18 protein-coding genes are annotated in these 18,259 nt (G+C 64.5%); 10 read left to right on the forward strand and 8 right to left on the reverse strand.

The annotated features are described in order from the left end of the window. Window positions 1–64: 64 nt before the first annotated feature. Entirely contained in the window at window positions 65–1,009 is a 945-nt protein-coding gene (locus ACFPFG_RS26005) for a LysR substrate-binding domain-containing protein (RefSeq protein ID WP_012207033.1), read from the reverse strand. 241 nt (window positions 1,010–1,250) lie between these two features. Here ACFPFG_RS26005 and ACFPFG_RS26010 point away from each other — a divergent pair, with 241 nt between their 5' ends. Further along, a complete protein-coding gene (locus tag ACFPFG_RS26010) occupies window positions 1,251–2,513 on the forward strand; it encodes a tetratricopeptide repeat protein (RefSeq protein ID WP_380108828.1) in 1,263 nt (420 codons plus the stop codon). Between the two features lie 69 nt (window positions 2,514–2,582). Here ACFPFG_RS26010 and dnaJ read toward each other — a convergent pair whose 3' ends face one another. The 3 genes from dnaJ to grpE all read right to left on the reverse strand — a co-directional run bounded on the left by dnaJ (window position 2,583) and on the right by grpE (window position 6,435). After that, window positions 2,583–3,725: a molecular chaperone DnaJ gene (gene dnaJ / locus ACFPFG_RS26015; protein WP_013801020.1), complete on the reverse strand. Its 1,143-nt coding sequence runs from the start codon at window positions 3,723–3,725 to the stop codon at window positions 2,583–2,585. A 100-nt stretch (window positions 3,726–3,825) separates the two neighbouring features. Continuing rightward, complete coding sequence (gene dnaK / locus ACFPFG_RS26020; protein WP_034396649.1) at window positions 3,826–5,775, reverse strand: molecular chaperone DnaK; 1,950 nt, start codon at window positions 5,773–5,775, stop codon at window positions 3,826–3,828. Window positions 5,776–5,889: 114 nt separating this feature from the next. Further along, on the reverse strand, window positions 5,890–6,435 hold the full coding sequence (grpE, locus tag ACFPFG_RS26025) for a nucleotide exchange factor GrpE (protein WP_197955425.1): 546 nt from the start codon (window positions 6,433–6,435) through the stop codon (window positions 5,890–5,892). 308 nt (window positions 6,436–6,743) lie between these two features. On the opposite strand from grpE, the gene rpsF reads away from it, so the two are divergent. From rpsF to dnaB, 5 genes are all read left to right on the forward strand, one after another. After that, window positions 6,744–7,106, forward strand: a complete 363-nt coding sequence (gene rpsF, locus ACFPFG_RS26030; RefSeq protein ID WP_183019824.1) for a 30S ribosomal protein S6 — start codon at window positions 6,744–6,746, stop codon at window positions 7,104–7,106. A 26-nt stretch (window positions 7,107–7,132) separates the two neighbouring features. Next, the gene (priB, locus tag ACFPFG_RS26035) at window positions 7,133–7,423 is read left to right on the forward strand and encodes a primosomal replication protein N (RefSeq protein WP_012207027.1); all 291 of its coding nucleotides are present in this window, start codon (window positions 7,133–7,135) and stop codon (window positions 7,421–7,423) included. A gap of 18 nt (window positions 7,424–7,441) precedes the next feature. Continuing rightward, complete coding sequence (gene rpsR, locus ACFPFG_RS26040; RefSeq protein WP_012207026.1) at window positions 7,442–7,723, forward strand: 30S ribosomal protein S18; 282 nt, start codon at window positions 7,442–7,444, stop codon at window positions 7,721–7,723. 11 nt (window positions 7,724–7,734) lie between these two features. Further along, on the forward strand, window positions 7,735–8,187 hold the full coding sequence (gene rplI / locus ACFPFG_RS26045) for a 50S ribosomal protein L9 (protein ID WP_012207025.1): 453 nt from the start codon (window positions 7,735–7,737) through the stop codon (window positions 8,185–8,187). A 132-nt stretch (window positions 8,188–8,319) separates the two neighbouring features. Then, window positions 8,320–9,753: a replicative DNA helicase gene (gene dnaB, locus ACFPFG_RS26050; protein ID WP_183019823.1), complete on the forward strand. Its 1,434-nt coding sequence runs from the start codon at window positions 8,320–8,322 to the stop codon at window positions 9,751–9,753. A gap of 73 nt (window positions 9,754–9,826) precedes the next feature. On the opposite strand, the gene ACFPFG_RS26055 is transcribed toward dnaB, so the two are convergent. The 4 genes from ACFPFG_RS26055 to ACFPFG_RS26070 all read right to left on the reverse strand — a co-directional run bounded on the left by ACFPFG_RS26055 (window position 9,827) and on the right by ACFPFG_RS26070 (window position 13,203). Then, window positions 9,827–10,225 carry a hypothetical protein gene (locus ACFPFG_RS26055; protein ID WP_183019822.1) on the reverse strand — a complete coding sequence of 133 codons (399 nt, stop codon included), beginning with the start codon at window positions 10,223–10,225 and terminating at the stop codon, window positions 9,827–9,829. A gap of 3 nt (window positions 10,226–10,228) precedes the next feature. Continuing rightward, window positions 10,229–12,034, reverse strand: coding sequence for a PhoH family protein (locus tag ACFPFG_RS26060; protein WP_183019821.1), 1,806 nt, complete (start codon window positions 12,032–12,034; stop codon window positions 10,229–10,231). Between the two features lie 176 nt (window positions 12,035–12,210). Further along, window positions 12,211–12,696: a peroxiredoxin gene (locus tag ACFPFG_RS26065; RefSeq protein WP_013801026.1), complete on the reverse strand. Its 486-nt coding sequence runs from the start codon at window positions 12,694–12,696 to the stop codon at window positions 12,211–12,213. Between the two features lie 138 nt (window positions 12,697–12,834). Continuing rightward, window positions 12,835–13,203, reverse strand: a complete 369-nt coding sequence (locus tag ACFPFG_RS26070) for an Mth938-like domain-containing protein (protein ID WP_017407848.1) — start codon at window positions 13,201–13,203, stop codon at window positions 12,835–12,837. Window positions 13,204–13,374: 171 nt separating this feature from the next. On the opposite strand from ACFPFG_RS26070, the gene ACFPFG_RS26075 reads away from it, so the two are divergent. The 4 genes from ACFPFG_RS26075 (at window position 13,375) to mobB (ending at window position 18,257) form a co-directional block, all read left to right on the forward strand. Continuing rightward, window positions 13,375–14,610 (forward strand): pyridoxal phosphate-dependent aminotransferase, encoded by a 1,236-nt coding sequence (locus tag ACFPFG_RS26075; protein ID WP_013801028.1) that lies wholly within the window; start codon window positions 13,375–13,377, stop codon window positions 14,608–14,610. A 108-nt stretch (window positions 14,611–14,718) separates the two neighbouring features. Next, window positions 14,719–16,068: a homoserine dehydrogenase gene (locus ACFPFG_RS26080; RefSeq protein WP_183019820.1), complete on the forward strand. Its 1,350-nt coding sequence runs from the start codon at window positions 14,719–14,721 to the stop codon at window positions 16,066–16,068. Between the two features lie 160 nt (window positions 16,069–16,228). After that, complete coding sequence (gene thrC / locus ACFPFG_RS26085) at window positions 16,229–17,656, forward strand: threonine synthase (protein WP_183019819.1); 1,428 nt, start codon at window positions 16,229–16,231, stop codon at window positions 17,654–17,656. A 46-nt stretch (window positions 17,657–17,702) separates the two neighbouring features. Further along, on the forward strand, window positions 17,703–18,257 hold the full coding sequence (mobB, locus tag ACFPFG_RS26090) for a molybdopterin-guanine dinucleotide biosynthesis protein B (protein ID WP_380110338.1): 555 nt from the start codon (window positions 17,703–17,705) through the stop codon (window positions 18,255–18,257). Window positions 18,258–18,259: the final 2 nt, after the last annotated feature.

The following is an 18,259-nucleotide window of genomic DNA, read 5'->3' on the forward strand; positions in this document are numbered from 1 at the left end:
GCGTTCTCGAATGGTTGGTGTCGTGGGGAAATCTTTGGGGGAGCATCCAGCGGCCAAGTGGCCTTCAGGATGCGCTGGCCGGCGGGCTCAGGTGCTCGACCAGCAGGCGGGCCGTGACGGGTAGCGCGTCGAAGTCACGCGCCACGATGCTCAGCTCGCGCCGTGCCCAGTCGTCGCTGAGCTCCAGGGCGCGCAGATGGCCCACGCCGTGCATGAGCTCGAAGGCGCGGTCGGGGATCAGTCCCACGCCCAGTCCGTTGTCGATCATGCGGCACATGGCATCCAGGCTGGTGACCTGGATGCGCTGGTGCAGCGCATGCCCCGCCTGTGCGGCGGCCGCACGCATGGCCAGGCTGATGGAGGAGCCGGCCTGCAGGCTGACGATGTCCCATTCGAGCACATCGGCAAAGGCCACGCTGTCGCTGTGCGCCAGCGCGTGCTGCTCGGGCACCACGACGACCAGGCGATCCTCGCGGTAGGGGCGGTGCTGCAGCACGGGAGTGGCCTGGCCATTGCCCAGCGGCATGTACGCCATGGAGCAGATGCCGATGTCGGCCGTGCCTTCCTGCACGGCAGCCAGCACGGCGGGGCTGAGCTGCTCCTGCAGGTCGATCTTGACCTGGCCGTGCTTGCGCGCGAACACGCCCAGGTCTTCCGGCAGGAACTGCACGATGGCCGACATGTTGGCGTGGATGCGCACATGGCCGCGCACGCCGTCGGCGTACTCGGACAGCTCGCCCTGCATGCGCTCCAGGCCGTACAGCACGTTGCGGGCATGGTGCAGCAGGCTTTCGCCGGCCGGCGTCAAGGTCACGCCACGGCTGTGCCGGTACAGCAGGGCTGTATCCACCGTGGCTTCGAGATCGGACAGGCGCTTGCTCACCGCCGAGGCTGCAATGAACTCACGCTCGGCCGCGCGGCCGATGCTGCCAAGTTCGCAGACAGCCACGAACAGTTGCAGGGAGGTAAGGTCTATGCGCCGTGCAAAACTGCGCTCTGAATTCTTCATGTGGTGGGGTTCAGGCTTCTCATTAGGAGAAGCTGGATGGATTTTCTCGCACAAAGCATTGATCTGTCATCTTCAAGCGCGATGTCTTTGGTGATGTCGTGCGATTCCATGGAGATGAGGGTCATGCCCCCTGGCGATGGCTGCAGGCAGTCATGCCCGCCGGAACACCGGTTGCATGCTGAAAGAATTTGTCAATCTTTGCGCCAGTCGCCTGCATGGATTGCTGCAAAAATAAGAGCATATGAACGATCGATATCCGACGGGCCTGCGAGCCCTGCCTGCAGGGCTGTCATTGCTGCTGGCCGCAGCCCTGTCCTGCATGGCCGTCCCGGCGTCTGCCAAGCCGCAGCCCCCAGCGAAGAACACGGCCAGGAGCGGTGCGAAGGCACCGGCCAAACCTGCAGCCAGACCTGCAGCCAGACCTGCAGCCAGGCCAGCGGGCAAGGCCGCCGTCAAGAACGGGGGCAAGTCGGCGCCCTCTCCAACCCGCAATGCGCCAGCCAAGGCCGCCGCCGCTGGCGTGGCGGCAGGGGCCGTTGCGGCCGGAACTGCCGCAGCCGTAGTGGGCCATGCGCCCAAGGGCGAGCCCGGCCTGAGCGCGGCCGAGCTTGCAGCGCTGCACCAGCATGCCGAGCAGGGCGAGGCCAGCGCCCAGTACGCGCTGGGTTCGCTGTACAAGCGCGGCCAGGGCGTTGCCCTGAGTGCCGAGACGGCGGCCCAGTGGTATGAGAAGTCGGCGCAGCAGGGCTATGCGCCAGCCCAGTCCGACCTGGGGTTGATGTATGCGAATGGCCGTGGCGTGGCGCGCGACGATGCCCAGGCCGTGCAGTGGTATCGCAAGGCTGCCGAGCAGGGCGATGCCGTGGCCCAGAACAACCTGGGCCTGATGCTGGCCGAGGGGCGCGGAGCTGCCAAGGACCCCGCGCAGGCCGTGCAGTGGTTCCAGCGCTCGGCCGAGCAAGGTGAAGCGGCCGGCCAGTACAGCCTGGGCGTGATGTATGCCACGGGGCGGGGCGTGGCCGAGGACGTGGCGCAGGCGCTGCGCTGGTTTGTGGCGGCGGCAGGCCAGGGCCATGTCGATGCGCAATTCAATGCCGGCATGCTCTATGCCGAGGGTGGCGTGGTCGATCGCGACATGGTGCAGGCCGCCCGCTGGCTGGAGAAGGCGGCCGAGCAGGGCAATGCCGCAGCCCAGTCCAACCTGGGCGTTCTGTATGCCAATGGCCAGGGCGTGCCCGCCAGCGACGAGCAGGCCGCGCGCTGGCTGGAGCGTGCCGCCCAGCAGGGCGATGCGCTGGCGCAGTCCAATCTCGCCAGCCTTTATGCCTCGGGCAAGGGCGTGGGGCGCAGCCCGTCCCAGGCCTATTTCTGGATGCTGCTGGCGGCGGGCAGGGACAGCTCTCTGGCCGCCAAGCGTGACAGCATGGCACAGCCGCTGAGTGCGGCCGAGCGTGCGCGTACCGAGCGCCAGGCGGCGGCCTGGAAGGCCAAGCCCGCACCCTGAGATCTGTCGTGCGCGCACCAATGAAAAACGCCTCGTGAGAGGCGTTTTTGTTGGGGGCTCAGTGCTGCATCAGCTGAAGAAGCTCTTGAGCCTGTCGGTCCAGCTCTCGCCGCTGGGCGAATGCTTGGCGCCACCCTTCTTGAGCGATTCCTCCAGCTCGCGTAGCAGCTTGCGCTGGTACTCGGTCAGCTTGACGGGCGTCTCGACCACGATGTGGCAGTACAGGTCTCCGGGATAGCTGGAGCGCACGCCCTTGATGCCCTTGCCGCGCAGGCGGAACTGCTTGCCGGCCTGGGTGCCTTCGGGGATGTCGATGGCCGCCTTGCCCGACAGGGTGGGCACCTCGATCTCGCCGCCGAGCGCCGCCGTGATGAAGCTCACGGGCACGTTGCAGTGCAGGTCGTCGCCGTCGCGCTCGAAGATGTCGTGGTCCTTGATGCGGATCTCGATGTAGAGATCGCCCGCAGGTCCGCCATTCGTGCCGGGTTCGCCATTGCCGGAGGAGCGGATGCGCATGCCGTCGTCGATGCCGGCTGGAATCTTCACTTCCAGTGTCTTCTGGCGCTTGACCTTGCCCTGGCCGCCGCAGCTGGTGCAGGGCTCGGGAATGATCTTGCCCGTGCCCCGGCAATGCGGGCAGGTCTGCTGCACGCTGAAGAAGCCCTGGCGCATCTGCACGCTGCCCATGCCGTTGCAGGTGGTGCAGGTCTTGGCGCTGGTGCCGGGCTTGGCTCCGCTGCCGTGGCAGGTGTCGCAGCCATCCCAGCTGGGGATGCGGATCTGCGCATCCTTGCCGTGGGCGGCTTCCTCCAGCGTGATCTCCATGGCGTAGCTGAGATCGTTGCCGCGGTAGACCTGGCGGCCGCCACCGGCGCCGCCGCGTCTGCCGCCACCCTGGTTGAACATGTCGCCAAAGATGTCGCCAAAGGCTTCGGCAAAGCCACCAAAGCCTTCGGCGCCGCCTCCCATGCCGCGGTTGGGGTCCACGCCTGCATGGCCGTACTGGTCGTAGGCCGCGCGCTTGTTGCTGTCGGAGAGCATCTCGTAGGCCTCCTTGGCCTCCTTGAATTTCTCTTCCGCCCCGCTTGCGGCATCCCCCTGGTTGCGGTCAGGGTGGTACTTCATCGCCAGCTTGCGATAAGCCTTCTTGATGTCGTCGTCCGAGGCGTTCTTGGCAACGCCCAGGACCTCGTAAAAATCGCGTTTGGACATGGTGTTTGCTAGCCAGTCAGTGAGAACAGGAACGCCGCGTCAGCCCCTTGGCAGGGCCGAGCGCGGCGGCAAGCGGTCGTCAAGGGACCACGCGCTGGGTTCAGTCCTTCTTGACTTCCTTGACTTCGGCGTCAACGACGTTGTCGTCCGCGGCTGCTGCACCGGCCGAGGCGCCTGCTGCACCGGCCGCTGCGGCGGCTGCTGCTGCCTCGGGGCCGCCGGCTGCCTGCGCATCGGCGTACATCTTCTCGCCGAGCTTCTGGCTGGCCGTCATCAGCGCCGTGGTCTTGGCGTCGATGGCGTCCTTGTCCTCGCCCTTCAGGGCCTCTTCCAGGTCCTTGACGGCGCTCTCGATGGCGGTCTTCTCGCCAGCGTCGAGCTTGTCGCCATGCTCGCCCAGGCTCTTCTTGACGCTGTGCACGGCAGCTTCGCCCTGGTTGCGGGCCTGGACCAGTTCCAGCTTCTTCTTGTCGTCGGCCGCGTTCAGCTCGGCGTCCTTCACCATCTTCTGGATCTCGTCCTCGGACAGGCCCGAGTTCGCCTTGATGGTGATCTTGTTTTCCTTGCCCGAGGCCTTGTCCTTGGCGGACACGTTCAGGATGCCGTTGGCGTCGATGTCAAAGGCCACTTCGATCTGCGGCACGCCGCGCGCTGCGGGCGGAATGCCTTCGAGGTTGAACTCGCCCAGCATCTTGTTGCCCGAAGCCATCTCGCGCTCACCCTGGAACACCTTGATGGTCACGGCGGGCTGGTTGTCGTCGGCCGTCGAGAAGGTCTGCGCGAACTTCGTCGGGATGGTCGTGTTCTTGGTGATCATCTTGGTCATCACGCCACCCAGCGTCTCGATGCCCAGCGACAGCGGCGTCACGTCCAGCAGCAGCACGTCCTTGCGGTCACCCGACAGAACCTGGCCCTGCACGGCGGCGCCCACGGCCACGGCTTCGTCAGGGTTCACGTCCTTGCGGGGTTCCTTGCCGAAGAATTCCTTGACCTTCTCCTGCACCTTGGGCATGCGGGACATGCCGCCGACCAGGATCACGTCATCGATGTCGGACACGGACACGCCTGCGTCCTTGATGGCCGTGCGGCAGGGCGCAATGGTGCGCTCGATCAGGTCTTCGACCAGGCTCTCCAGCTTGGAGCGGGTCAGCTTGATGTTCAGGTGCTTGGGACCCGAGGCATCGGCCGTGATGTAGGGCAGGTTGATGTCGGTCTGGGCCGAGTTGGACAGTTCGATCTTGGCCTTCTCGGCGGCTTCCTTCAGGCGCTGCAGGGCCAGCACGTCCTTGGCCAGATCAACACCTTGGTCCTTCTTGAACTCGGTGATGATGTAGTCGATGATGCGCTGGTCGAAGTCTTCGCCGCCCAGGAAGGTGTCGCCGTTGGTGGACAGCACTTCGAACTGCTTTTCGCCGTCCACGTCGGCGATTTCGATGATGGACACGTCAAACGTGCCGCCGCCCAGGTCATACACCGCGATCTTGCGGTCGCCCTTGTCGATCTTGTCCAGGCCGAAGGCCAGCGCAGCTGCCGTGGGCTCGTTGATGATGCGCTTGACTTCCAGGCCGGCGATGCGGCCTGCATCCTTGGTGGCCTGGCGCTGGGCGTCGTTGAAGTACGCGGGCACGGTGATCACGGCCTCGGTCACGGGCTCGCCCAGGTAGTCCTCGGCGGTCTTCTTCATCTTGCGCAGCACTTCGGCGGAAATCTGCGGCGGGGCCAGCTTCTGGCCGCGCACTTCCACCCAGGCGTCGCCGTTGTCGGCGCGCGAGATGGTGTAGGGCATCAGGTCGATGTCCTTTTGCACTTCCTTCTCGTCGAACTTGCGGCCGATCAGGCGCTTGGCGGCGTAGATGGTGTTGCGGGGGTTGGTGACGGCCTGGCGCTTGGCCGAGGCGCCGACGAGGATCTCGCCGTCTTCCTGGTAGGCAATGATCGAAGGCGTGGTGCGTGCACCTTCGCTGTTCTCGATCACGCGCGTGGTGTTGCCGTCCATGATGGCCACGCAGCTGTTGGTGGTGCCCAGGTCAATACCGATGATTTTTCCCATTTTGAGTTCTCTCCGCGTTCTGTGAAATGTTTGAATGACTGCTAACTTGTGGCCGGCTCGCGCAGCTTCAAGGGGCTTTGCCCCTTTTTTGTCAGCGCTGCCGTGAGCGCATGCTTACTGGGGCTGGGCTACGGTCACGAGGGCCGGGCGCAGGATACGGTCGGCAATCAGGTAGCCCTTTTGCAGCACCGACACCACGGTGTTGGCTTCCTGCTGCGCAGGCACCATGCTGATGGCCTGGTGCAGGTTGGGGTCGAATTTCTCGCCGGCTGCCGGGTTGATGGTCACGACCTTGTTGCGCTCCAGGGCCGAGGTCAGCTGGCGCAGCGTGGCGTCGGCGCCTTCGCGCAATTGCTCCGGCGTGGCCTGCTGGATGGCCAGTGCGGCATCCAGGCTGTCGCAGACGGGCAGCAGGCTTTCGGCAAAGCTCTCGATGCCGAACTTGCGGGCCTTGGAGACTTCATCGTCCGCGCGGCGGCGCACATTCTCTGCCTCGGCCTTGGCGCGCAGGAACTGGTCGGCCAGCTCGGCGCTTTTGGCCTTGAGTTCGGCCAGCTCGGCCTGCAGGCGCTGCAGCTCGTCGGCGGCGTTGGCCGCCATGGCGGCTTCGATTTCTTCCGGGGCTGCGTCTTGAAAGGGGTTGGAGTTTTGTTCGGACATGGTTGGAGACTTCAGCTACAAAACAAAAGGATCGCCGTGCTGGAGGCCAGGCTTGGCGATTGCACGATCTTGAATCGAGATGCGAGCGGATCGGTGTATTTTCAAGGGCTTTGTGCCGGTGCATGCGCACTGCAGGTGCACACGGTGGGGGCAAAAGCCGGGCGAAGGGGCAAAAGCCCCCACACCAATCCGGGGTCTCGGGCAGTGCGCAGTGTACAGATGGAAGAGGGCTGCGCTAGAATCCAATGCTTTGCCTTGCCGCACCGCTACAAGACGCAGTGGGCGGCGTTTTCCCAAAAGGAGTCGATATGCGTCATTACGAAATCGTTTTGTTGATCCACCCGGATCAGAGCGAGCAGGTTCCCGCCATGCTGGAACGCTACAAGGGCATGATCACCGCTGGCGGTGGCAAGGTCCATCGCGAAGAAGACTGGGGTCGTCGCCAACTGGCCTACATGATCAACAAGCTCGCCAAGGCCCACTACCTGTGCCTGAACATCGAAGCCGACCTGGCTGTGATGGCTGAGCTGGAGCATGCCTTCAAGTTCAACGATGCCGTGCTGCGTCACCTGACGGTTCAGAAGAAGAAGGCCGATACAGCTCCTTCCTCGATGATGAAGACCGTCGAGCGTGAAGAGGCCCGCAAGGCCAGCCAGACCGAACAGGCCTGAGCCCAGCCCTTTCAGAACCTGAAGGAGTGGAGAACCACGTTGCACTGACGGCCGCTATCGCAGAGCTTCAAGCACTGCGCTATACGCCGGCAGGGCTGCCAGCCCTTGAACTGCGACTCGAGCATGCGTCGCGGCAGAAAGAGGCAGGAAGCGAGCGCAGCGTGACGGCATCTGTCAAGGCGGTGGCCTTTGGCGCGCTGGCTGAAAAGCTGGCCCGCCAGGCGCTCGGCAGCCAGTGGAAGTTCCAAGGCTTCCTGGCAACGCCCCGCAACGGCAAATTGCTGGTTTTCCACATCCAGGACATTCAACAAAACTAATTTTCAAGAGGTCCAGAAATGGCCACGTTCAAGAAATTCAACAAGGACAAGCGCCCCAAGCGCAACACGCAGTCGCTGCTGTTCAAGCGCAAGCGCTTCTGCCGCTTCACCGTCGCCGGCGTCGAAGAAATCGACTACAAGGATGTGGACACCCTGCGTGACTTCATCGGTGAAAACGGCAAGATCGTGCCCGCACGCCTGACCGGCACGCGCGCCATCTACCAGCGTCAGCTGAACACGGCCATCAAGCGTGCCCGCTTCCTGGCTCTGGTTCCTTACTCTGACCAGCACAAGATCTAAGGAATACAACCATGCAAGTCATTCTGCTCGACAAGGTTGTGAACCTCGGTGGCCTCGGCGATATCGTCAAGGTCAAGGACGGCTACGCCCGCAACTTCCTGATCCCCACGGGCGCTGCCCGTCGCGCCACGGCTTCCGCCAAGGCCGAGTTCGAAGCCAAGCGCGTCGAACTGGAAAAGCAAGCGGCTGAAAAGCTGGCTGCTGCCCAGCAACTGGGCGAAAAGCTCAACGGCGTAAACGTCAAGCTGACCCAGAAGGCCGGCGTTGACGGCCGCCTGTTCGGCTCGGTGACAAACGCCGACATCGCCGAAGAACTGACCAAGGCCGGCTTCGCCGTCGCCAAGTCGCAAGTTCGCCTGGTCAACGGTCCCATCAAGACCGTGGGCGACGCCACCGTGGTCGTGGCACTGCACACCGACGTCAGCGTCGAAGTGACGGTGTCGGTCTACGGCGACCACTCCTGATCCGGGACTTGTCCCGTATCACCAAAAAGCCGCCTTAGGGCGGCTTTTTGCTTTGCCGTGCCAGGGCGATGACGCCGGGTGGCGCGGCCTTTTGCCAGCCGCTACGATGGCGGGCTTATCTCCAGGAATTCCATGTCGTCCGTAATGCCCCCGCTCGATCTCGATGATGCGTTCGCACCGCTGCCCGCTGGCGACCAGCAGGTGGCCCAGTTGCGCGTGCCGCCGCATTCGATGGAGTCCGAGTCCAGCGTGCTGGGCGGCCTGCTGCTGGACAACAACGCCTGGGATCGCGTGGGCGATTTGCTGGTGGACGGGGATTTCTATCGCCACGAGCACAAGCTGATCTACGAGGCCATCGGCAAGCTGATCAATGCCAGCAAGCCGGCCGACGTGATCACGGTCTACGAGCATTTGCAGGGCATGGGCAAGGCCGAGGAAATCGGCGGCCTGCTGTACCTGAACCAGCTGGCGCAGTACGTGCCCAGCGCCACCAACATCCGGCGCTACGCGGAGATCGTGCGCGAGCGCTCCATCCTGCGCAAACTGGTGACCGCCAGCGACGACATCGCCACCAATGCCTTCAATCCGCAGGGCAAGACGGTGGATCGCATCCTGGACGAGGCCGAGCAGAAGATCCTGGCCATCGGCGAGGAGGGGGCGCGCAACAAGCAGGGCTTCCAGTCGCTAGATACGCTGGTGGTGGATCTGCTGGACCGTGTCCAGGAGATGGCCGACAACCCCATGGACGTGACCGGCGTGCCCACGGGTTTCGTCGATCTGGACCGCATGACCAGCGGCCTGCAGGCCGGTGACCTGGTGGTGCTGGCTGCCCGCCCCTCCATGGGCAAGACCTCGTTTGCGGTGAATATCGCCGAGCATGTGGCGCTCAACGAGGGCCTGCCGGTCGCCATTTTCTCCATGGAAATGGGCGCGGCCCAGCTGGCGGTTCGTATCGTCGGCTCCATCGGTCGCGTCAACCAGGGCAATCTGCGCACGGGCAAGCTCAACGACGACGAGTGGCCGCGCCTGACGGAGGCCATCGAGCGGCTTCGCACGGTATCCCTGCACATCGACGAGACGCCGGGCCTGTCCCCCACGGAACTGCGCGCCAATGCGCGGCGCCTGGCGCGCACCTGCGGCAAGCTGGGCCTGATCGTGGTGGACTATCTGCAGCTGATGAGCGGCTCGGGCTCGGCCGCCAGTTCCGACAACCGCGCGACCGAGCTGGGCGAGATTTCGCGGGGCCTGAAAATGCTGGCCAAGGAACTGCAGTGCCCGGTGATTGCCCTGTCCCAGCTCAACCGCTCGGTGGAGCAACGCACCGACAAGCGTCCCATGATGTCCGACCTGCGCGAATCGGGCGCCATCGAGCAAGATGCCGACATCATCATGTTCATCTACCGTGATGACTACTACAACAAGGACAGCAAGGAGCCCAACATTGCCGAAGTCATCATCGGCAAGCAGCGTAACGGTCCCACGGGGACGGTGAAAGTTTTCTTTCAGAAGAACCAGACGCGCTTCGAGAATCTGGCCGTGGGCTACGGTGGCGGCGACGAGTACTGACCGGTATACCCAGGCTTTGTGCCGGCAATGAAAAACGGCCCCGAGGGGCCGTTTGCTTTGGGTGGTTGGCGATCTACATGCGCCAGACCTGGATCAGCAGGCCCGCCACGCAGACGCCGAGGATGGCGCAGGCCCAGGCCAGCCGCTGGGCGCCCGTGCGCAGCGCGCCCACGGTGGCCACGATCTGGGCGTTCTGCTCCGCAAGCTTTTCGATCAACTCCAGCGACTGGCGCTGGGATTGTTCCAGTTGCACGATGCGTGCGTCCTGGGCCTGGATCAGCTGCAGCGCCTGTTCGCCAGCCGAGCGCGGCGGTGCCAGCGGCTCGACGGCCGCAGGCTGCTGTGCATCGATCTCCTGCGCAGCGTCCTTCTTGCGCAGCAGGTTCTTGGCGGCCTTGACGACCTGGGGCGTGGCCTCGATGACATCGCCCCAGGGCACCAGCTTCAACGCGGTGATCCAGCTGATCGCCATGGCTCAGAGCACCTCGCTGGCGAAGTCTGCCAGGCGCGAACGCTCGCCGCGCGCCAGCGTGATGTGGCCGCTGTGCGGCCAGCCCTTGAAGCGGTCCACGGCGTAGGTCAGGCCCGAGGAGCCTTCGGTCAGGTAGGGTGTATCGATCTGCGCCAGATTGCCCATGCAGATGATCTTGGTGCCGGGGCCGGCGCGCGTGATCAGGGTCTTCATCTGCTTGGGTGTCAGGTTCTGGGCCTCGTCGATGATGACGTACTTGTTCAGGAAGGTTCGGCCGCGCATGAAGTTCATGCTCTTGATCTTGATGCGGCTGCGGATCAGCTCATTGGTGGCCGCGCGGCCCCATTCGCCGGCATTGCCGCCATCGCCCTTGGCCAGGAATTCGAGGTTGTCGTCGAGGGCGCCCATCCAGGGGCCCATCTTCTCTTCCTCGGTGCCGGGCAGAAAGCCGATGTCCTCGCCCACGCTGACCGTGGCGCGCGTCATGATGATCTCGGTGTAGCGGCGATCGTCCAGCACCTGGGACAGGCCGGCGGCCAGGGCCAGCAGGGTCTTGCCCGTGCCGGCCGTGCCGGTCAACGTGACCAGGTCGATGTCCGGGTTCATCAGCAGGTTCATCGCGAAGTTCTGTTCGCGGTTGCGCGCCGTGACGCCCCAGACGGCGTACTTGGGATTGCCGAAGTCCTTGAGCGTCTTGAGCACGGCCGTCTTGTCGCGGATCTCGGTCACGCGCATGAACAGGCTGGGCTCGCCCGGCGCCTCGTGGTAGACGAACTGGTTGATCATCAGCTGGTCGACGATGGCGCCGCTGATGCGGTAGTAGGTGATGGCGCCTTCCTGCCAGCTCTCTACGTTCTTGCCGGCCTTGGCCCAGAAGTCCTGGGGCAGGGCCAGGGCGCCTGCGTACAGCAGGTCGCCGTCGTCCAGTACCTTGTCGTTCTGGTAGTCCTCGGCCGCCAGCCCCAGCGCGCGTGCCTTGACGCGCATGTTGATGTCCTTGGACACCAGCACGACTTCGCGTTCGCTGAACTTCTTGCGCAGCGCGGCGACCACGCCCAGGATCTGGTTGTCCGCCTTGCCCTGGGGCAGGCTGTCGGGCAGCGAGGTCTCCAGCGGTTCGGTCTGGAAATACAGCATGCCGGTGGCGCTGCGCTGGCCCGTGGCATTCAGCGGCAGGCCCTTGTCCAGCGTCTCGGAGGGCTGGGAGGCGACCAGCGAATCCAGCGTGCGGCTGACCTGGCGGCCGTTGCGCGCCACTTCGGTCATGCCCTTCTTGTGGCCGTCGAGTTCTTCCAGCACCACCATGGGCAGGAAGATGTCGTGTTCCTCGAAGCGGAACAGGCTGGTCGGGTCGTGCAGCAGCACGTTGGTGTCGAGCACGAACAGCGTCTTCGGTCCCGTGCGCGCACGGCGTGGACGAACCGGTGCTGCCAGCAGTGCTGCCGGCTTCGCGTCTGTGGACGACTTGTTGGCCGAGCGGGTGCTGGACGGCGCTGCCGTTGCGGTGGAATTGTCGGTTGCGCGGCGCTGCCGGCTGGACGGGGCTGCAGTCGTGGCCGCAGGAGCTGGTGCCGGTGATGCGGGCTTGGCATTGCGGCCGCGCGCCGGTGCCGGCTTTGCGGCTGTGGCGGTGTTGTTGGAGGCGGGAGCTGGCTTGCGCTTGCGTGGCGCGGCGGCAGCTGCGGCCTCGGCTGCATCGGGAAGATCGTCAGCGGGCAGGGGGTCTGCGTGCTGGGCACCGCGCACGGGAAGAAAGGCTTCGGGGGAGAGCTTGGCGGCACGGCGGCCGGGTGCGGGGGGCAGGGGCATAGTGGACGAACCGTTCCTCAACAGGGATCAAAAAGCACAAAGCCGCCTGGAAACCGAGGCGGCTTTGGTGGGGTGACAGGGAAAAGCGTCTTTGCTAAGAGGCATCGTCCCATTATGCATAGGCCGATGGCCTGAATATGTCGGCCGGCGCTTTGTCGCCTGTCAGATTGTTGCTATCAGGCGGCCTGCTTCAGTGCCTTCAGGGTCTTGACAGCCTTGAGCACCTCGTCAACGTGGCCGGGGACCTTCAGGCCGCGCCATTCCTGCACCAGCAGGCCATCGGTGCCCACCAGGAAGGTGGAGCGCTCGATGCCCTTCACCTTCTTGCCGTACATGATCTTGTTCTTGACCACGCCGAACATGTGGCACATCTTTTCTTCCGTATCGGCGATGAGCTCGAACGGCAGTTCCAGCTTTTCCTTGAAGTCGTCGTGCGACTTCATGTTGTCGCGCGAGACGCCAAACACGGTGGCACCAGCTTTCACGAAGTCCTTGTACTTGTCGCGGAACTGCATGGCTTCAGTGGTGCAGCCAGGCGTATTGTCCTTTGGGTAGAAATACAGGATCAGAATCTGGCCCGTATGGGAGGTGTTGGTCACCTTGATCCCGCCGGTAGCGTTGGCTTCAAATTCGGGAAGGGGTTTGTTGACAACGATCGCCATGCGCTTATATCTCTCGGGTGTAGTCGTTGAAATGCCGAGGGCCGTGTTTGTGTTTTTGCTTTTATCGGAAATGCCCCCAACCGCAACCTGCAATTTTACCCTGAAAACGGGATTTCACCCAATCAGGGGGGCAGGAGTCTACTCCAAGAGTAGGGCCGCGACGACGTTACGGCCTTCGCTGGCAAGGATGTTGTAGGTGCGACACGCGGCCTGCGTGTCCATGCTTTCCAGTCCTATGCGCCGGGCCATGAGGGGGCGCAGCCAGGCGGCCGGCGGGAAGCGGTTGCGTTGGCCGCTGCCCAGGATGATGACCTCGGCATCCAGCTGGGACAGGGCCTCGAAATGCTCGGGCGTCAGGTCCTCGAAGCGGGCACAGTCCCAGGCCTGGCGCAGGCCTTTGGCGCCGACAAGCAGGCTGTGTTCGAACTTTTCCCGGTCCACGGCGACCCAGCCGGGGCCATAGCCCGTGATGCTCTGTGCTTCGGATTTGTCGGCGTGGAATTTCATGGATGAGGGTGGCGCGGTCTGCGCGATGGGGTTGGCCGCCACATGGGGCGGGGCCAGGGCGATGCTGCAATGCGGAACTGTGGTCAAATTATAGGTTTCACCAGGGTGCATGGGGCACTTTGGCGTGCATGAAGGCCGCAAGCCCGCGCCGGCCACTTTCATATTCTCAGCATGAAAACCGTTCTCAAATCCGCAAAACTAGCCAACGTCTGTTATGACATCCGCGGGCCCATCATGGACGCGGCGAAGAAGATGGAAGAGGACGGGCAGAAGATCATCAAGCTCAATATCGGCAACCTGGCCGTGTTCGGCTTCGATGCCCCCGAGGAAGTGCAGCAGGACATGATCCGCAACCTGCCCAATTCGGCAGGCTACTCGGACAGCAAGGGCATCTTCGCGGCGCGCAAGGCCGTGATGCACGAGACCCAGCGCCAGGGCATCCTGGGCGTGACGCTGGACGATATCTACCTGGGCAATGGCGCATCCGAGCTGATCAGCCTGGCCACGAACGCGCTGCTGGACGACGGCGACGAGATGCTGCTGCCGGCGCCCGACTATCCGCTGTGGACCGCCGTCACCAGCCTGTCGGGCGGCACGCCCGTGCACTATATGTGCGACGAGTCCAACGGCTGGATGCCCGACCTGGACGACATCCGCGCCAAGATCACGCCGCGCACCAAGGGCATCGTCGTCATCAATCCCAACAACCCGACGGGCGCCCTGTACAGCAAGCAGCTGCTGCAAAGCATCGTGGCGCTGGCCCGCGAGCATGGCCTGGTGATCTTTGCCGACGAGGTCTATGACAAGGTGCTGTACGACGATGTCGTGCACACGCCGCTGGCCAGCCTGTCCACCGATGTGCTGACGCTGACCTTCAACTCGCTGTCCAAGGCCTATCGCAGCTGCGGCTACCGCGCCGGCTGGATGGTGGTCTCGGGCGACAAGAAAGCGGCCCGGGACTATATCGAGGGCCTGAACATGCTCTCCAACATGCGCCTGTGTGCCAATGTGCCTGGCCAATGGGCCGTGCAGACGGCGCTGGGCGGCCACCAGAGCATCGACGAGCTGGTGCAGGAGGGCGGCCGGCTGCGCGTGCAGCGCGACCTGGCCCACAAGCTGATCACCGAAATCCCCGGCGTGAGCTGCGTCAAGCCGCAAGCCGCGCTGTACATGTTCCCGCGCCTGGACCCCGAGATCTACCCGATCAAGGATGACCAGGCGTTCTTCCTGGAAGTGCTGCAAGAGACCAAGGTCATGCTGGTGCAGGGAACAGGCTTCAACTGGCCGCACCCGGACCATTTCCGCATCGTCTTCCTGCCGCACGACACCGACCTGCGCGAGGCCATCCGCCGTCTCGCAGTGTTCCTCGAGAAATACCGCAAGCGCCACGGCACGGACCGCGGCTGAGCTGTGCGGGCCGGTGGAGGAGAGGGCCTTCCGCCGGCCATTGCTTTTTACCGGCTGCCGGCGCGCACCCTCTGGGCGCCGCAGCGTTTTTTGACTGGCAAGTAGTTTATGAAACCGATCCAAGTAGGCCTTCTGGGCATTGGCACCGTGGGCAGCGGCACCTTCAACGTGCTGCAGCGCAATCAGGAAGAGATCCGCCGCCGCGCGGGCCGCGGTATTGAGATTGCCATGGTGGCCGACCTGGATACGGAACGCGCCCGCTCCGTCGTGGGCGACACGGCCAAGGTGGTCGGCGATGCGCGCGAGATCATCGCCAACCCCGAGATCGACGTGGTGATCGAGCTGATCGGCGGCTACGGCATTGCCAAGGCCCTGGTGCTGGAGGCCATTGCCGCCGGCAAGCATGTGGTCACGGCCAACAAGGCCCTGCTGGCCGTGCATGGCAGTGAAATCTTCAAGGCCGCTGCCGAGAAGGGCGTGATGGTGGCCTACGAAGCGGCCGTGGCCGGTGGCATCCCCATCATCAAGGCGCTGCGCGAAGGCCTGACGGCCAACCAGATCCAGTGGGTGGCCGGCATCATCAACGGCACGACCAACTTCATCCTGTCCGAGATGCGCGACAAGGGCCTGGACTTCGACGTGGTGCTCAAGGAAGCCCAGCGCCTGGGCTATGCCGAAGCCGATCCGACCTTCGACATCGAAGGCGTGGACGCCGCCCACAAGGTCACGCTGATGAGCGCCATCGCCTTCGGTATTCCCGTGCAGTTCGACAAGGCCCATGTGGAAGGCATCACCAAGCTGTCTGCGGCCGACATCAGGTACGCCGAGCAACTGGGCTACCGCATCAAGCTGCTGGGCATCACCAAGCGCACGGACAAGGGCATCGAGTTGCGCGTGCACCCCAGCCTGGTGCCGACCAAGCGCCTGATCGCCAATGTGGAAGGCGCGATGAATGCCGTCGTCGTCCATGGCGACGCCGTGGGCACCACGCTGTACTACGGCAAGGGCGCGGGCTCCGAGCCCACGGCCAGCGCCGTGATCGCCGATCTGGTGGACATCGCCCGCCTGCATACGGCCGACCCCGAGCATCGCGTGCCCCCGCTGGCCTTCCAGTCGAACACGCTGGTCGCCGCAGGTGGCGAACTGCCCGTGCTGCCCATGAGCGAGGTGGTCACCAGCTACTACCTGCGCATCCGCGTGGCCGACGAAGCCGGTGTGCTGGCCAAGATCACCAGCATCCTCGCGGGCATGGGCATCAGCATCGACGCCCTGCTGCAGCGAGAGGCCGGCGAAGTGAGCGGCGACAGCGAAGGCAGCCAGGGCGTGCCGCAGACCGACCTGATCATCCTGACCCATGCCACGCGCGAAGGCGATATGGACACGGCCCTGGCCCAGATCCAGCAACTGCCCACGGTGCTGGCCCCTATCAACCGCATCCGCAAGGAAGAGTTGAACTGATAGGCTCCCCCTGAGGCGCTGCGCGCCTTCCCCCTCTCTGCTCGCTTCGCGAGGGAGGGGGACGACGCCCTCGCTGCGGGGCGGCCCTTGCTCGGCGTCCCCGGCTTGGGCCACGCCGGTTTCATGCGCAGCGCCTTGAGGCCACTGACAAGGAATTCAAATGTTGTACCTTTCCACGCGCGGCCACGCGGACCGCAAGCGCTTTTGCGACATCCTGCTCGAGGGCCTGGCGCCCGATGGCGGGCTGTACCTGCCCGAGCACTATCCGCAGATCGATGCCGCCCGCCTGGGCGAGCTGCGCAGCATCTACCAGGAGCAGGGCTACGCTGCCCTGGCCTTCGAGATCCTGAGCCTGTACATCGACGACATCCCGGCCGAGGATCTGCGCGCCCTGTGCGCCAGGACCTATACGCAGCAGGTGTTCGGCACGGCCGAGATCACGCCGCTGCGCCCGCTGGAAGACGGCCTGTGGCTCGAAGCCCTGTCCAACGGCCCCACGTTGGCCTTCAAGGACATGGCCATGCAGCTGCTGGGCAACCTGTTCGAGTACGAACTGGGCCGCCGTGGCGAGGAACTCAACATCCTGGGGGCCACCAGTGGCGATACCGGCAGCGCGGCCGAGTACGCCATGCGCGGCAAAAAGGGCGTGCGCGTGTTCATGACCAGCCCGCGCGGCCGCATGAGCCCCTTCCAGCAGGCCCAGATGTTCAGCCTGCAGGACGCCAACATCCACAACATCGCCATCGAGGGCGTGTTCGACGACTGCCAGGACATCGTCAAGGCCGTCTCCAACGACCATGCCTTCAAGGCGAAGTACAAGATCGGCACGGTCAACTCGATCAACTGGGCCCGCCTGCTGGCCCAGGTCGTCTACTACTTCGCCGGCTACCTGCAGGCCACGCAGAGCAATGACCAGAAGGTCAGCTTCACGGTGCCCAGCGGCAACTTCGGCAACATCTGCGCCGGCCACGTGGCGCGCCAGATGGGCCTGCCGATAGCGCGCCTGGTGGTGGCGACCAACGAGAACGACGTGCTCGACGAGTTCTTCCGCACGGGCGCCTACGTGGTGCGCGGCAGCGAGCACACCTACGAGACATCGAGCCCTTCGATGGACATCTCCAAGGCCAGCAACTTCGAACGCTTCGTGTTCGACCTGCTGGGCCGCGATGGCCAGGCCACGCGCGAATTGTTCGCCGAGGGCGTGGCACGCCAGGGCCGCTTCGACCTGGGCGGCAACCCGCTGTTCCAGGAAGCTGCTGCCCGCTACGGCTTTGTCAGCGGCAAGAGCACGCATGCCGACCGCCTGGCCACCATCCGCGATACCTTCGAGCGCTTCGGCACCATGATCGACACGCACACGGCCGACGGCGTCAAGGTGGCGCGCGAGCAGCTGCAGGCCGGCGTGCCCATGATCGTGCTGGAGACGGCACTGCCCATCAAGTTCGCCGCCACCATCGAGGAGGCGCTGGGCCGCCTGCCCGATCGCCCGGCCAAGTTCGAAGGCATCGAGGACCTGCCCAAGCGCGTGACCGACTTGCCGGCCGACGCCGAGCAGGTCAAGGCGTATATCGCCCGGCATTGCGACTGATGCCGCAGCCGGGCTGTCCAAAGGTCCGCAGCAGGAGTGCATGGCGATGAAGGTCATCGGCTTCGCCGGCTACTCCGGCTCGGGCAAGACCAGCCTGGTGGAGCCCCTGATCACGCTGATGCGTGCGCAGGGGCTCAGCGTTTCGGTGGTCAAGCATGCCCACCACCATTTCGATGTCGATCACGAGGGCAAGGACAGCTGGCGCCACCGCAAGGCGGGCGCCTATGAAGTGGTGCTGGCCTCGGATCGCCGTCTGGCGCTGATGCGCGAATTCCCCCGTCCCGCGGAGCTGTCGGTGCATGACATGCTGGCCGAACTCGATCCGCGCGTGGATTGGGTGCTGGTCGAAGGCTTCAAGCACGCCGACCTGCCCAAGATAGAGATCTGGCGCGACCAGCCCGAGCGCGCCAGCGCCGGCAAGACCCAGGCGCCCCTTTATCCGCACGACCCCCATGTGCTGGCCATTGCCACTGACGCACCGCAGCGCCTGCCAGAGCCGCCGCGCCAGCCCGTGCTCGATCTCAATGCGCCAGGGCAGATACTGCAATGGCTGCTGGAGCATGCGCAGCAACTGCGCTACCGTGCCCCAGGCCTCTCTTGAAA

It is taken from the genome of Delftia deserti, assembly GCF_042653485.1.
Lineage (GTDB): Bacteria > Pseudomonadota > Gammaproteobacteria > Burkholderiales > Burkholderiaceae_C > Comamonas > Comamonas acidovorans.

Excerpts from the sequence above, each read along its gene's own strand:
- ACFPFG_RS26060 (WP_183019821.1), bottom strand. The coding sequence starts at position 12,034 with ATGCCCCTGCCCCCCGCACCCGGCCGCCGTGCCGCCAAGCTCTCCCCC.
- thrC (WP_183019819.1), top strand. The coding sequence starts at position 16,229 with ATGTTGTACCTTTCCACGCGCGGCCACGCGGACCGCAAGCGCTTTTGC.
- ACFPFG_RS26005 (WP_012207033.1), bottom strand. The coding sequence starts at position 1,009 with ATGAAGAATTCAGAGCGCAGTTTTGCACGGCGCATAGACCTTACCTCC.
- rplI (WP_012207025.1), top strand. The coding sequence starts at position 7,735 with ATGCAAGTCATTCTGCTCGACAAGGTTGTGAACCTCGGTGGCCTCGGC.
- dnaJ (WP_013801020.1), bottom strand. The coding sequence starts at position 3,725 with ATGTCCAAACGCGATTTTTACGAGGTCCTGGGCGTTGCCAAGAACGCC.
- grpE (WP_197955425.1), bottom strand. The coding sequence starts at position 6,435 with ATGTCCGAACAAAACTCCAACCCCTTTCAAGACGCAGCCCCGGAAGAA.
- rpsR (WP_012207026.1), top strand. The coding sequence starts at position 7,442 with ATGGCCACGTTCAAGAAATTCAACAAGGACAAGCGCCCCAAGCGCAAC.
- mobB (WP_380110338.1), top strand. The coding sequence starts at position 17,703 with ATGAAGGTCATCGGCTTCGCCGGCTACTCCGGCTCGGGCAAGACCAGC.
- dnaK (WP_034396649.1), bottom strand. The coding sequence starts at position 5,775 with ATGGGAAAAATCATCGGTATTGACCTGGGCACCACCAACAGCTGCGTG.
- ACFPFG_RS26010 (WP_380108828.1), top strand. The coding sequence starts at position 1,251 with ATGAACGATCGATATCCGACGGGCCTGCGAGCCCTGCCTGCAGGGCTG.
- ACFPFG_RS26070 (WP_017407848.1), bottom strand. The coding sequence starts at position 13,203 with ATGAAATTCCACGCCGACAAATCCGAAGCACAGAGCATCACGGGCTAT.
- ACFPFG_RS26065 (WP_013801026.1), bottom strand. The coding sequence starts at position 12,696 with ATGGCGATCGTTGTCAACAAACCCCTTCCCGAATTTGAAGCCAACGCT.
- rpsF (WP_183019824.1), top strand. The coding sequence starts at position 6,744 with ATGCGTCATTACGAAATCGTTTTGTTGATCCACCCGGATCAGAGCGAG.
- ACFPFG_RS26075 (WP_013801028.1), top strand. The coding sequence starts at position 13,375 with ATGAAAACCGTTCTCAAATCCGCAAAACTAGCCAACGTCTGTTATGAC.
- ACFPFG_RS26080 (WP_183019820.1), top strand. The coding sequence starts at position 14,719 with ATGAAACCGATCCAAGTAGGCCTTCTGGGCATTGGCACCGTGGGCAGC.
- dnaB (WP_183019823.1), top strand. The coding sequence starts at position 8,320 with ATGTCGTCCGTAATGCCCCCGCTCGATCTCGATGATGCGTTCGCACCG.
- ACFPFG_RS26055 (WP_183019822.1), bottom strand. The coding sequence starts at position 10,225 with ATGGCGATCAGCTGGATCACCGCGTTGAAGCTGGTGCCCTGGGGCGAT.